Here is a 12,164-nt window from a genome sequence, read left to right as displayed (position 1 = left end):
CACAGGTGTTACGGCTGCCTAAAAATAAATCCTTCGGTGGAAGCTATGGACATAAGGCTGGTGGTCTTTGATCTGGACGGAACGCTAATAGGGGCCCCAAAGCCCTTCTCTGAGGTGAAGGAGGAACTGAAATCAAGATTGCTCCAGATGGGTATCCCAAAGGAGATAATAGGGGATCTAACCCCAATGTACGAGAATCTCCACAGGATAGCGAGGGAAACCGGGAGGAGCTTTGAGGAGCTCTACTCAATAATGGTTGAGCTTGAAGTGGAGCGGATGGAGAAGAGCTTTCTCTTCGAGGGAGTCATGGATGTTCTGGAGCTTCTTAAGGGCAAAAACATTCCTTTGGCCATAATGACTAGAAGCTCCCGTGAGGCCACTCTAAAGGCTCTTGAGATGCACGGTATTAGGGATTACTTTTCCCTCATCTCCACCCGAGACGACGTTCCTCCCGAGGATCTGAAGCCCAACTCCGGTCAGCTCAGGGGAATAATTGAAGCCTTCGGCGTCGAGCCAACGAAGGTTCTCGTCGTTGGGGATCACGGTTACGATGTAATCCCCGCTAATGAGCTCGGTGCCCTGAGCGTTATGATAACTGACCACGACGCCGGAAGGATGAGCTTCAGCGTCGAGGCAGAGCCGAGCTTCGAGGTTGAGACGATTAAAGAGCTCCCTCGACTGCTGGAGAACATATTGAGCACCTACGTCGTGGTTCCGGCCTACAACGAAGAAAAAACCATCAGTGCGGTTCTCGACGACCTTTTGCGCTACTTCCGGGCAGAGGAGATAGTCGTCGTCAACGACGGTAGCAGGGACAGGACTGCCGAGATAGCCCGCTCAAAGAATGTCCACGTGCTCACTCATCTCGTCAACCGCGGACTCGGGGGGGCATTAGGTACGGGCATTAAATACGCTCTCAGAAGGGGCGCGAGGTTAATCCTGACTTTCGACGCCGACGGCCAGCATCTTGTTAGTGACGCCCTTCGCGTCATGAAGCCAGTCGCTGAAGGCAAAGCGGACTTTGCGGTGGGTTCAAGGCTCAAGGGCGATACAAGTCAGATGCCCTTTGTCAAGCGCTTCGGCAACTTCGTTCTCGACGCCATAACCGCGGTCTTCGCGAGGAAGTACGTCAGCGACAGCCAGAGCGGGCTTAGGTGCTTCAACCGTGAGTGTGCGTCAAAAATAACGATAACCTGCGACCGCTATGCGGTTTCGAGCGAGATAATCATAGAGGTCTCGAAGAACGGCTGCAGGATTGTGGAGGTTCCCATAAAGGCCGTCTATACCGAGTACTCCATGAAGAAGGGTACGAACATTTTGGAGGGAGTTAAGATAGCTCTTAACCTGCTGTTTGACAAACTGAGGTGATGGGTATGTACGCGATTCAGTACATAACGATAGTTGTTGTCCTGGCTTCGATGGTCTATGTGCTCGGCAGGTACGGGCGCAGGGAGTTTGAGTGGGAAGACTTTCTCTTCTGGGAGGCACTCTTGCTTGGCCTCCTGATAGTCGCGATATTTCCCGTGGAGATAGCCAACGAGATAAAGCGCATCCTTGGCCTTGGAAGGGGTTTTGACGCCCTCTTCGTTATAGGCATCGGCCTAGGATACATCCTCATATTCAGGGTCTACCTAGCCGTTGACAAGACCGAGCGTGAGATAACGGAACTCACCAGGAAACTCGCCATAGAGCTTGAGGAAATGAACAAGAGGTTGGAGAAAATAGAGGAGAAGCTTTAATCCTCCACGAACTCCCCAAAGAGCTCCTCTAGGAAGAGCCTGACGCGCTCCTTCGGGAGCTTGAACTGTCTTATTTTGACAATTCCCTTTTCCTGCGCTTCCCTCAGGAGAATTTCCGTGGCCTCGTTGGGATACATCTCCTCGTAGACTATCTCCTTGATTCCGGCGTTGATGACTAACTTAAAGCAGGTGTCGCAGGGGAAGTGGGTGACGTAGAGCGTTGCCCCCTCGAGGCTTATGCCCTTTCTGGCAGCCATCGCTATGACGTTCTGCTCGGCATGAACCGCTCTGTGGCAGTGGCCGCCAACTATGAGGCAGCCGACATCTATGCAGTGCTCCATGCCCCTGGGGGCGCCGTTGTAGCCTGTCGCAAGGATGTACCCGTCTTTAACTGCAACAGCGCCAACGCGGAGCCTCGGACAGGTCGCTCTAAGGCTCACGAGCTTCGCTATTAGCATGAAGTACTCGTCCTTGGTCGGCCTGATTTGCTTTATGCGCTCCGCCTTTTCCCTGTCGAGGAATATTTCAACCCCCATAGCCCATCACTATATACGCTTGTTGAACATGTTGCCGTTTATCTCGGCGAGAATTCTGAATATCCTCTCATCGTAGCTCGGGTGGGTGTCTATAAGCGTTACCCTTTGCTTTCTCTCTATAGCAGGCTCGATGCTCGGCAGAGAGGTATGTCTGACCCCTATTCTAAGATCTTCGTAGTACTTTAGCTCCTCGAGGGCGCGCTTCAGACTCATTGGGATATCCAGCAACCTGAGTGCCGTCTCGTCTGCCTGGAACTCCCTCTTTTTGAGGAAATCGGCACGGGTGACCTCGTAGAGGACGTAAAGACCCAGCGCGGCTATCGTCACCCCCGTGCTGTGGGCAAGCAGGATCAAGATTGCTGTGAAGACTATCATCAGGTACCTTCCATAAGCTATGAGCGGGAAGGTCTTGGTGTCGCCATTCTTTATGTGGCCGAGCTCATGAGCGGCAACCGCGAGAATTTCGTCTTGGTCGAGAACCTCAAACAGCCCAAGGGATAGGACTATGGTGTCCTTGAAGGAGTATGCGTTGGGTATGTAGTCATCGAGGATGTACACCCTTGGCATTGAGAGCTTTGCCTTCTTTGCCATCTCGGCTATGCCATCGTAGAGCCATGGGATCTCGTTCCTCTCAAGGGTGATATAGTTGCCCCTGATGTCGTGGGTCGAGACCCAGAGGTAGAAGGCGAATATGATGCCGAACGCTGCCAGCGCTATCTTGAGGCCCAGTTCCTTTAAGGCTATGACTGCCAGCAGGACCTCAAGGGATATGATGATGAAGAGCATCTTTCATCACTTCTTAATTTTGGAGAGGTAAGCGTACGTTGCCTCCCTGAAGTTCGTCATGAGGGCGTCGAGAATGCTTTTCACCACTTTTTCCTCGAACTCTTCCCTCGTAGTGGTTATTGAGTAGACGTATCTCATACCCCCCCTTCCCTTCTCAACACTCCTCTTAAGGAGACCGCGCTCGCAGAGGCGGTTCATGAGGATGCTTATGGTGGAGCGTCTTATGTCAGGGTGCTTCTCCTTCATGTACTCATAGACTTGGCCAGCCGTGGCGACTTTAACCTTCCACATGTGTTCCATTATCTCCGCCTCGAGAGGGGGCAGAACAGCCTTTATTCCTTCCTCGGTGAGCTTGAACTCGTGGGGCTCCATAGGTACCACCTTTCTAATCTCTTACTCTATGTAGGGTGCTCGGTCTAAAAAGTTTTTGTGCGTTGTAGTACCTCCATGTACTCTTTAGTTCTGCGTATTTTGGAATTAGGTTTTTAAGTCCACTCCTCGAGTAATTATGGGCGCGGGCCGGTGGCTTAGCCAGGACAGAGCGTCGGCCTCCGGAGCCGAAGGTCGCGGGTTCAAATCCCGCCCGGCCCGCCAGCAGCCTTTATGCAAGTAAAGACTGGCGAAAAGTGATGGGCTGTTCTAGGAGGTGTTCGTTTTTGTGTGGGTATCCCCTTTCAAGTATAATTTCTCATGTTGAATTCCATGGGAGATGGCTTTCTTTGAGGGGTTTACCTTGTAAGTACCCTTGGGGCACGATTGTGAGTCAAACCCTCCAAAAGAGCTCTTTGCTTAAGGGAGGATACCTGCCAATAATCCATCTGGCTTTACAGTAACTAACCTTTGATCAAACTTCGCACAGGCCAAACTTTGCCTTGCAAAGTTTGATCGGGGCTCGTATGTCCTGTTAAATCGCTAATTTTGGGTGAACCTGTTTTTGACGTGCTGTCCTTGTGGTGTTTGCCGCTGGTGGCGTTCTCCGAGTGCTGAAATGAAAATGCTCGTTTCTAAGCAGGTCCGTTGACGAGAGTCCACTCAAACGTGTGTCCCTGAATGACTCACTTTCCTATTACCCAATAATGCCCACTAAAGGTTATAAAGTTCTCGGCTGTACTTCGCAGTCGGGTGATTTAAGTTGGAAAACAACGCTCATAAGTTCGATCTTGATGGTGCATTCGTTTTAATCCCCAAGAAGCCGGATCTGAGATATCTATACATCGAGATAACCAACCGCTGCAACCTCCGCTGCGAGATGTGCTTCAAGCAGTACTGGGAGGACGGAGAAGGAGACATGGACTGGGATCTCTTCATCAAGATACTCGATGACGCCGAGGAACTCCCAGAGCTCGAGATGATATACTTTGGAGGCATAGGCGAGCCCACCGTTCACCCCCGCTTCATGGACATGGTCAGGGAAGTCAAGAGGCGCGGCTTCGCCCTTGGTATAAGCACCAACGGCTTTCTACTCACGGACAAGCGCATAGAGGAACTTGTAAAGCTTGGGGTGGATTTGATATATTTCTCGGTGGACTCCGTGCCAACCCAGCCGGTTGACATCGGCCACATAAAGCCAGACTACACGGGCGCCAGGATAAAGAAGATACAGGAGGTCAAGAAAAAGCTTGGGAGCGACGTTCCCCACATAGGCGTTGAGGTTGTGGCGACAAAGGAGAACTACAAAGAGCTCCCCGAGATAGCGCACTACGTTGGCTCTTTGGGCATCGATACACTGCTCATCTCGAACATCATTCCCATAACCAAGGAGCACGCTGATATGATAGTCTATGACGGCAGCGTAGATATGAAGCCGATAGTGAACAAGCTCCAGGCCATATACCATGGCTACCTGCACAAGACGGCCGAATTCTCGCTGAAAACCGAGCGTCACTGCGAGTTCGTGGAAAAGAAAGTCGCCGTCGTACGCTGGGACGGAGAGGTTGCTCCCTGCTATCGTTTCCTGCACACATACCCGGAGATAGTCTTCGGCAGGGAGAAAATGGTCCTCGCCTACTCTTTCGGCAACGTCCGGGAGAGGAGCATAGCTGACATATGGACGAGCAGGGATTACGCCTGGTTCCGTTTTGTGGTCAAGAACTCCCTCTATCCAAGCTGTACCGACTGCTCGCTCAACGAGTCCTGCTCCTTTGTACAGGATACGCAGTCTGACTGCTGGGGCAACATCCCAAGCTGTGCCGACTGCCTCTGGTCAAGACGCATAGCCCTCTGCCCGATACCAGAGAAAGGCATGAAGGGCTTCTGGTGACTTTCCAAATATATATTTTTCAATACATGTATTTACATATATTTTGGAAATTGGCAGTGTGTTTTTCTAACTTAAATGTTCGGAAAAGGGTCTAGCTATTTTGCTAATCACTATGGCCATGTTAAACAAATGTACTTATCTTGCCTATTTCATGCTTCTCTTTTTGCTTTCGTCAAATTTATTAGTACTAATGTACAAAAATGCCTTCGACAACTGTCCGGGGGAGTCGAAACATGTTTGCGTACTGGGGAAAGATTTTGAGGGTGAATTTGAGTACGGGCAAAATAAGTGAGGAGAAGTTCGACGAGAAGTTTGCCCAGAAGTGGCTTGGAACCAGAGGATTTGGTATCTACTATCTTCTGAAGGAGATGGATCCCACGGTGGATCCCTTCAGCCCAGAAAACAAAATAATTTACGCCACCGGTCCCCTGACCGGAACCACTGCCCCAACTGGCGGCAGATATATGGTTATAACCAAGAGCCCGCTGACCGGCTATATAGCCATGGCCAACTCCGGTGGCTTCTTCGGAGCCGAGCTGAAGTTCGCTGGCTGGGACGCTATAATAGTCGAGGGCAAGGCTGATCACCCGGTCTACATATACATCAACGATGACCAGGTTGAAATCAGGGATGCGAGCCATCTCTGGGGCAAGCTCGTGAGTGAGACCGAAGAGAAACTCAGGGAAGAAATCGGCGACAAGAGAGTTCGCATAGCCTCAATCGGTCCGGCAGGTGAGAATCTCGTCCGCTTTGCCGCGGTCATGAACGACGAGCACCGCGCCGCTGGAAGGGGTGGTGTCGGTGCTGTAATGGGAAGCAAGAACCTCAAGGCCATAGTCGTTCGCGGCCACAATAGGGTTGAGGTCGCCGACAGGGCCAAGTTCACCACCGTCGTCAAGGAGAAGACCGACAAACTCAGGAAAGACCCGACTGCCGGCGGTGGACTGCCGAACTACGGTACCGCGGTTCTTGTCAACATAATCAACCAGAACGGTCTCTACCCGACCAGGAACTTCCAGGAAAGCCAGTTTGAGTACGCCGAAGAGCAGAGCGGTGAGGCCATGACCGCCAAATACCTCATCAGGAACAAGCCCTGTTACGCCTGTCCGATCGGCTGTGGAAGGGTCAACAAGCTTCCAACCGTCGGCGTCACTGAAGGTCCCGAGTATGAGAGCATCTGGGCGCTCGGAGCGCACCTCGGAATAAACGACCTGGCAAGCATCATAGAGGCCAACCACCTGATAGACGAGCTCGGCATGGACACCATCTCAACCGGTGGAACCCTTGCCACCGCCATGGAGCTCTACGAGAAAGGCTTGCTCAAGCAGGAGGACATTGGTGAGGATGCTCCGCCCTTCAGGTGGGGCAACACTGAGGTTCTGCACTACTACATCGAGAAGATAGCGAGGAGAGAGGGCTTCGGTGACAAGCTCGCCGAGGGTGGCTACAGGCTTGCCGAGATGTACAACGGAACCGAGTACTTCATGGGCGTCAAGAAGCAGGAGCTTCCGGCTTACGACCCGAGGGGTGCGGAGGGACACGGCCTCGGTTACGCCACCAACAACCGCGGTGGCTGCCACATCAAGCAGTACATGATAAGCCCGGAGATTCTCGGCTATCCGTACAAGATGGATCCGCACGACATCAGCGACGAGAAGGTCAAGATGGTCATAACCTTCCAGGACCTCACCGCATTGATAGACGCTGCGGGCCTGTGTGTATTCACAACCTTCGGACTTGGTGCGGACGACTACCGCGACATGCTTAATGCAGCCCTCGGATGGGACCTCACTACCGAAGAATACCTCAAGATCGGAGAGCGCATCTGGAACGCAGAGAGACTCTTCAACCTCAAGGCCGGCCTCGACCCGCTCAAGGAGGACACCCTGCCCAAGAGGCTCCTCGAGGAGCCCGTCAAGCAGGGTCCGAACAAGGGAAGGGTCGTCAGGCTCAAGGAGATGCTTCCGAGGTACTATGCACTCCGTGGCTGGACCGAGGATGGAAGGATACCCGAGGAGAAGCTCAAGGAGCTCGGTCTTGACGAGTTCTGAACTTTCTCTTCTTATCCTTTTAACATTCTGTTGAATCCTCTGGCGGTTCATGTCTTATGAGTGCGCAGTGTGTTGGACTTTTCACATCTATGTTAAGTTTGTTAGATCTCGTGGCAACACTACTAAGATTGCAAGCACCAGCTACATCGGCAACACGGCGGAGATACTGAACACCGACGACTTGGACGGCTACGTCGTCATCTACACCGCCGAGAATCCCCTTGTAATATGGGCCTCTGCAGTCACTGGCTTCAACGTCTCGAGCCCTTGAAAGGAGAGCAGAACGGCTTATGCTGCCCTAGTCCTCGGCGTTGTCCTGTTGGTTATAACTGGATACGTCGTCCAAAAGCACGGCAAGGAGAAGAAAGAACTGGAGAGAATCAGGAAAAAGAAGCTCAGGTAGTCGAGGCTTCCTCGTCGTTGTAGATGTCCCAGTTCTCTATTTTTTCCTCGTAGCCCTTTGAGCCCTCCAGGGTCTGAATCCTGAACATGTAGCTCTTGTACCAGTTGTAGGACGGCTTGACCTTAACCGGAAGGAGCTTCCAGGCGCGCGTCTCCTCTTCGTAGCCCCAGTTGACGTACTCGTTGAAGTTCCTGATGATGTCCGTTATGACGACGTTGAACTCGTTGAGGAGAACCCTCTGTATATCGCGCCACTTGTCGAGAGAGCTCTCGCGCCTCGTTATGCCGAAGTAGCCGGCGCAGCCTGGGCCCTTGAGGGTGGCAATTCCCCTTCCGACGAAGGCCCTTATGGCGTCAACAGTCTCGGGCGGGTCGGTGATGAAGGTGTCGAACTTGTGGAGGGCGTAGTCTGGAAGCGGCTCCCTGAGGTCGAAGGTGAATATCTCAATGTTGCTGAAGCCTATCTCGTCGGCGACCTTTTCGATGAACTTAACCAGGCGCTCGTCTATGTCGAGAACGGCTATCCTCTTGGGCAGGCCCGAGAGCATGAGTGCAACGCTCGTCAGGTCGTCGTCACCGAGGACGAAGACCTCCTTGTTCTCAAGGTCGCCCCTCGTGTGCATCAGGGCAATCCTCGCCACGGTGGTCTCTGGCGTAACGTAGGCCTGGTCGAAGTCGTGGAGCGGCTGGGGCCTGTCCTTGACGATCTCCTTGAACTGCTCAAGTAAATCGCTGAAGGCGTCGAGCTCGACGGTCTTGCCCTCGCAGTGGGAGCAGGTGTAGTCCTTTCTTGACCCGATTCCATACTTCTCCACCAGCTCCTTGCCCTTGGCGGTGAGCCTCACGCCGTTCTCCTCGAAAGCGATGTAGCCGAGCTCGTGGAGGGCCGTTATCACCGCGACGACCAGCGGGAGCGGCTCCTCACTGAGGTCAACTATGCGCCAGACGTCGCTGCTCGCGAGAACCGCGCTCAGAACGTTCTCGACGGTCCTCTCGTAAACGGGAATGCTCGTCTTCTCCTTAACCCTCTCCACTATTTCCCTCATTTCAAGCACCTCCAGAAGGATTTTTGTTCGTGGACGGGGTTAAGGTAAGGCGCTTTTAAAGGTTTTCCACCGGACTGACTTCCTCTCTGCCCTGAAGGGTGGGGGTTCCAACGAGGAACCCCCTAACCAAGGGCTGGAGAGGTTTGAGGGGTCTTCCCTACTCCCGTCACCAGTTTCGGGTCATTCAACCCCTCAGGCCCGGTCTTAGGCCCATTACCCCTCCTCTGGAAGGCCATAAGACCCTCCAGAGTCGGGGTTATCGTTCTAACAACCTTCTTCAAAATGTTAAACGCTCCAACAAGGTCGGCATTCAAAACCAGCCCCTTCCGTGGACATAAATACAATCCTCTAACAAAGCGAGCCCCATAATGGGGCTGTCCACAGAAGGGGCAAGTGATGGAAGAGTAGGCCTCATCAACAACCTCAACAACAATACCATACTCTTCGGCAACTTCTTTGAGACGCTGAATGGTGTAGTTGAACAGCCAGACTCTTGAGAGAAGAAAGTTCTGGCGTTTACCCTTGTCGGAGTTCCTACTGATGCCCTTCGGGTAACCAACGACGATTCTCGAAACTCCGAGTTCGTAGAGTTTCCTAACCGTTTGTCTAACCGCCGAATTCACGTAGTCCTTAGCCTGAAGTTTCCACTTTTGATGCATTCTTTTCAGTTTCTTACTCGTCTTCTTGCCGTTTTTATTGAGCTTTGACTGGTAATTGGTAATCCTCTTCTGCCAATAAAAGGCAATGCTCTTTAGTGGTCTTCCATTCACGAGAAAACTTTGGCCGTTTCCAACATAAACGGCCAAAAGATTGTTCACTCCCAAGTCAATTCCAGCCGTTAGGTTCCCTTTTGGTGTTTTCGGAATGCTAACCCACTCCTTGCCTTCCAGTCTCTCCCTGACTTCTGAAATGCTGATATGAGCATACCACTTGCCTTTGGCCTCGTCGTAAACTATCTCCAAACGCCCCTGCTTGCCCTCCAGGTGTATCCTCCCCTTGAACTGGATTTCCAGCCTCCCGTATTTACCAATGCCTTTGAGAATCAGTTTGTTTCCCTCAATTTTGTATTGGTCGTTTCTGAAGATGATTATGGGTTTTCTCTTGCCGTCCTCCTTCTGGTAACCGGGCGGTGATGGTTTTCCAAGCCAGTAGGGGAGTTCTCTCTTCCTGTGTTTCCTCAAGAGGGCGAAGAAACTCCGCCAGCTCTCGGCGTTCTTTCGGCAGATTTGTTGGACTGTTGCCGAACCTATTTCAGCCTTGTATTTCTCGTAAATGGTCCTTTCTGTTGCTCCATAATCCACTCCTTTGCCTTCAAAGAATTGTCTTCTCCTAAGGTAGTTTACTTCATTCCAGACTTTTGCTCCAGTATCAGCTAACTCTGTGAGGAGTTTTTCTTGTTCTTTGCTCGGTTGGAGTTTTACTGTTACAGTTCTCTTCATCTTAAAGTATGGTATGATTTTTAGGTTTTAAAAGAGTATTGCCTACCTTCTCGATGGGTCGGTTCTTTGTTTATTGCATCCCCACCATGAACAGCGAGGCTTTCAAGGGAGTAAGGTTAATAAGTTCTGCAACTTTCGGGTCTTTGATGCTGAGAGTTGTTGGAGACGACTCCGTCAAGCGATACCGCCTTGAGTACAACCGCGAGGCCCTTGAGCAGGTTAGGCCTTACATTGGCGAGAGATCCTACTCCCGTCTTAAGGCCCTCCTTGAATATCGTCTGACTGGAAAAGACTTCGACCGCTCACCCGTTGGTGAAAAAATAGCCCTGGCTTTTTCTGCCGGCTCTGACAGCACCTCGACTCTCAAAATCCTCCGCTGGGCTGGCTTCGAGGTTGTCCCCGTTACGGCAAAGCTTCCCCAGATGAACGAGAAGGTTGTAGATAAGGCTAAAAGCTACGGCGCGGTTTTTGTTGAAATTCCTGGTTATCTTGAGGCGATGGCTGAGCAGATGAACAAGGGTGCCCCAATCTGCGGCCGGTGCCATTCGATGGTCATAAAGGCCGTTGAGGACTACGCGAGAGAGATAGGTGCCAAAATCGTAGCCAGCGGCGACTTGCTGAGCTCTGGCCTTATTTCCATCTACAAGAACGGAGACATGGTAACGCTGAACCTCCCGGCTTTTCTTGCCCTCGACAAGGCCGAGATAATCGAGCTCATAGGTGGAAAGTACGACCTCAAGTTCGGCTGTCCCCTTCTGTGGGAGACCTTTAGGAAAGCGCCCAGCGTAAAGCGATTCGCCATCCAGAGGGTTCTCCGTGAGCTCAGGGCGAGGGCTATAACCCCTGGAATAGCGGAGACATTGATATCTGACATCCTATCCCGCTGACTACTCATTTCTGACCCAAAAGGTTTAAATTTGTCATCCTGAACTTCGCTTAGGTGGTGAATTATGGTAACCAAGGAAGAGGTAATGGAGAAGGTTAAAGCGGTGGTTGATGAGAAGTACGTTAAGGGACTTGAAATAGGGGAAGATAATTCCATAACGATTACACTCGCCAAGGACACTCCTAACATAGATGACGTTCTCATAAGGCTCAACGCCGAGCTTCAGAAAATAGAGGGTATAGGTACGATAACGATAAACCGAGAGCGCGAGAAGACCGTTGATGAGGACGCCGAAGTCACCAAAGAGATCGTACTCGAAAAGCTCAAGGAAGTCATCGACCCGGAAATCGGCGTTGATGTCGTTAATCTGGGTCTTATATATGAGCTGGACATCAGGCCCGACAAGACCGTCTACGTCAAGATGACGATGACCACCCCCGGCTGCCCGCTGACGATGTGGATTCTCAGGGCCGTTGAGGACAAGATACTCGAGATTCCAGGGGTTAAGGACGCCGAGATCGAGCTCACCTTTGACCCGCCGTGGACGCCGGACAGGATAAGTGATGAGTACAAGAAGAGGCTGGGCATATTCTGATGTCCTCTTTTCAAACTTTGTCCCTTCTATGAAACTTGGAATACCCACGGGCTAGCGTCTTCTGTACATCAAAGCTTCTCCCAGTACCCTTTTACACGCCCATTTATATATGCCAAAAAGTTCATCTGTCGAAAAGTTTATATTAGAAGAAATTCACCCAAACCTGGTGATGTACAATGGCGTGGAAGGTTACAGTTGATCAGGACCTTTGCACTGGATGCGGAGTTTGTGCCAGCCTCTGCCCGGATGTCTTCGAGATGAACGACGAGGGCAAGGCCCAGGCCATCGCCGAGGTCACCGAAGTCGAATGTGCCCCCGAGGCTGCCGAGGCCTGCCCTGTTGGTGCCATAACCATAGAGGAGGCCTGAATGCCTCCTTCTTCTTTTCCCATCCAGCCCGGGCGCCGGCGGCCCGTTCCATAATC

13 protein-coding genes and 1 tRNA gene are annotated in these 12,164 nt (G+C 51.9%); 9 read left to right on the top strand and 5 right to left on the bottom strand.

Features of this window, described 5'->3' with window-relative positions; all coding sequences use genetic code 11:
* Positions 1-45 precede the first annotated feature (45 nt).
* Positions 46-1,368, top strand: coding sequence for a glycosyltransferase (locus tag E3E23_RS05085; RefSeq protein ID WP_167906936.1), 1,323 nt, complete (start codon positions 46-48; stop codon positions 1,366-1,368).
* Positions 1,369-1,373: 5 nt separating this feature from the next.
* Complete coding sequence (locus tag E3E23_RS05080; protein ID WP_167907462.1) at positions 1,374-1,739, top strand: DUF2304 domain-containing protein; 366 nt, start codon at positions 1,374-1,376, stop codon at positions 1,737-1,739.
* On the opposite strand, the gene E3E23_RS05075 is transcribed toward E3E23_RS05080, so the two are convergent.
* The 3 genes from E3E23_RS05075 to E3E23_RS05065 are packed head-to-tail and all read right to left on the bottom strand — an operon-like array spanning position 1,736 to position 3,433.
* Complete coding sequence (locus tag E3E23_RS05075) at positions 1,736-2,275, bottom strand: cytidine/deoxycytidylate deaminase family protein (protein ID WP_167906934.1); 540 nt, start codon at positions 2,273-2,275, stop codon at positions 1,736-1,738. The genes E3E23_RS05080 and E3E23_RS05075 overlap by 4 nt on opposite strands.
* Before the next feature lie 9 nt (positions 2,276-2,284).
* A complete protein-coding gene (locus E3E23_RS05070; RefSeq protein WP_167906932.1) occupies positions 2,285-3,061 on the bottom strand; it encodes a M48 family metallopeptidase in 777 nt (258 codons plus the stop codon).
* Between the two features lie 6 nt (positions 3,062-3,067).
* Positions 3,068-3,433 carry a BlaI/MecI/CopY family transcriptional regulator gene (locus E3E23_RS05065; protein WP_167731438.1) on the bottom strand — a complete coding sequence of 122 codons (366 nt, stop codon included), beginning with the start codon at positions 3,431-3,433 and terminating at the stop codon, positions 3,068-3,070.
* Positions 3,434-3,577: 144 nt separating this feature from the next.
* Here E3E23_RS05065 and E3E23_RS05060 point away from each other — a divergent pair.
* From E3E23_RS05060 to E3E23_RS05045, 4 genes are all read left to right on the top strand, one after another.
* Positions 3,578-3,655 (top strand) — tRNA-Arg (locus E3E23_RS05060).
* Positions 3,656-4,193: 538 nt separating this feature from the next.
* Positions 4,194-5,321: a tungsten cofactor oxidoreductase radical SAM maturase gene (locus E3E23_RS05055; RefSeq protein WP_167906930.1), complete on the top strand. Its 1,128-nt coding sequence runs from the start codon at positions 4,194-4,196 to the stop codon at positions 5,319-5,321.
* Between the two features lie 233 nt (positions 5,322-5,554).
* Positions 5,555-7,372, top strand: a complete 1,818-nt coding sequence (locus tag E3E23_RS05050) for an aldehyde ferredoxin oxidoreductase family protein (RefSeq protein WP_167906929.1) — start codon at positions 5,555-5,557, stop codon at positions 7,370-7,372.
* 49 nt (positions 7,373-7,421) lie between these two features.
* On the top strand, positions 7,422-7,643 hold the full coding sequence (locus tag E3E23_RS05045) for a hypothetical protein (protein WP_167906927.1): 222 nt from the start codon (positions 7,422-7,424) through the stop codon (positions 7,641-7,643).
* A gap of 124 nt (positions 7,644-7,767) precedes the next feature.
* Here E3E23_RS05045 and bpsA read toward each other — a convergent pair whose 3' ends face one another.
* Positions 7,768-8,820 (bottom strand): N(4)-bis(aminopropyl)spermidine synthase, encoded by a 1,053-nt coding sequence (bpsA, locus tag E3E23_RS05040; RefSeq protein ID WP_167906925.1) that lies wholly within the window; start codon positions 8,818-8,820, stop codon positions 7,768-7,770.
* A 122-nt stretch (positions 8,821-8,942) separates the two neighbouring features.
* Positions 8,943-10,259 (bottom strand): RNA-guided endonuclease TnpB family protein, encoded by a 1,317-nt coding sequence (locus tag E3E23_RS05035; RefSeq protein ID WP_167906923.1) that lies wholly within the window; start codon positions 10,257-10,259, stop codon positions 8,943-8,945.
* Between the two features lie 146 nt (positions 10,260-10,405).
* On the opposite strand from E3E23_RS05035, the gene E3E23_RS05030 reads away from it, so the two are divergent.
* The 3 genes from E3E23_RS05030 (at position 10,406) to E3E23_RS05020 (ending at position 12,108) form a co-directional block, all read left to right on the top strand.
* Positions 10,406-11,146 carry an ATPase gene (locus E3E23_RS05030; RefSeq protein ID WP_167906921.1) on the top strand — a complete coding sequence of 247 codons (741 nt, stop codon included), beginning with the start codon at positions 10,406-10,408 and terminating at the stop codon, positions 11,144-11,146.
* 63 nt (positions 11,147-11,209) lie between these two features.
* Positions 11,210-11,740, top strand: a complete 531-nt coding sequence (locus E3E23_RS05025) for a metal-sulfur cluster assembly factor (protein ID WP_167906919.1) — start codon at positions 11,210-11,212, stop codon at positions 11,738-11,740.
* 176 nt (positions 11,741-11,916) lie between these two features.
* A complete protein-coding gene (locus E3E23_RS05020) occupies positions 11,917-12,108 on the top strand; it encodes a ferredoxin (protein ID WP_167906917.1) in 192 nt (63 codons plus the stop codon).
* Positions 12,109-12,164: the final 56 nt, after the last annotated feature.

It is taken from the genome of Thermococcus sp. CX2 (assembly GCF_012027555.1).
GTDB lineage: Archaea > Methanobacteriota_B > Thermococci > Thermococcales > Thermococcaceae > Thermococcus.
The sequence above is the reverse complement of the archived record's forward strand: the minus strand, read 5'-3'. Positions and strand labels throughout refer to the sequence as shown.

Bases quoted from the DNA above. Each gene is read 5' to 3' on its own strand.
- E3E23_RS05085 (WP_167906936.1), top strand. From the start codon at position 46: ATGGACATAAGGCTGGTGGTCTTTGATCTGGACGGAACGCTAATAGGG.
- E3E23_RS05080 (WP_167907462.1), top strand. From the start codon at position 1,374: ATGTACGCGATTCAGTACATAACGATAGTTGTTGTCCTGGCTTCGATG.
- E3E23_RS05075 (WP_167906934.1), bottom strand. From the start codon at position 2,275: ATGGGGGTTGAAATATTCCTCGACAGGGAAAAGGCGGAGCGCATAAAG.
- E3E23_RS05070 (WP_167906932.1), bottom strand. From the start codon at position 3,061: ATGCTCTTCATCATCATATCCCTTGAGGTCCTGCTGGCAGTCATAGCC.
- E3E23_RS05065 (WP_167731438.1), bottom strand. From the start codon at position 3,433: ATGGAGCCCCACGAGTTCAAGCTCACCGAGGAAGGAATAAAGGCTGTT.
- E3E23_RS05050 (WP_167906929.1), top strand. From the start codon at position 5,555: ATGTTTGCGTACTGGGGAAAGATTTTGAGGGTGAATTTGAGTACGGGC.
- E3E23_RS05045 (WP_167906927.1), top strand. From the start codon at position 7,422: ATGTCTTATGAGTGCGCAGTGTGTTGGACTTTTCACATCTATGTTAAG.
- bpsA (WP_167906925.1), bottom strand. From the start codon at position 8,820: ATGAGGGAAATAGTGGAGAGGGTTAAGGAGAAGACGAGCATTCCCGTT.
- E3E23_RS05035 (WP_167906923.1), bottom strand. From the start codon at position 10,259: ATGAAGAGAACTGTAACAGTAAAACTCCAACCGAGCAAAGAACAAGAA.
- E3E23_RS05030 (WP_167906921.1), top strand. From the start codon at position 10,406: ATGCTGAGAGTTGTTGGAGACGACTCCGTCAAGCGATACCGCCTTGAG.
- E3E23_RS05025 (WP_167906919.1), top strand. From the start codon at position 11,210: ATGGTAACCAAGGAAGAGGTAATGGAGAAGGTTAAAGCGGTGGTTGAT.
- E3E23_RS05020 (WP_167906917.1), top strand. From the start codon at position 11,917: ATGGCGTGGAAGGTTACAGTTGATCAGGACCTTTGCACTGGATGCGGA.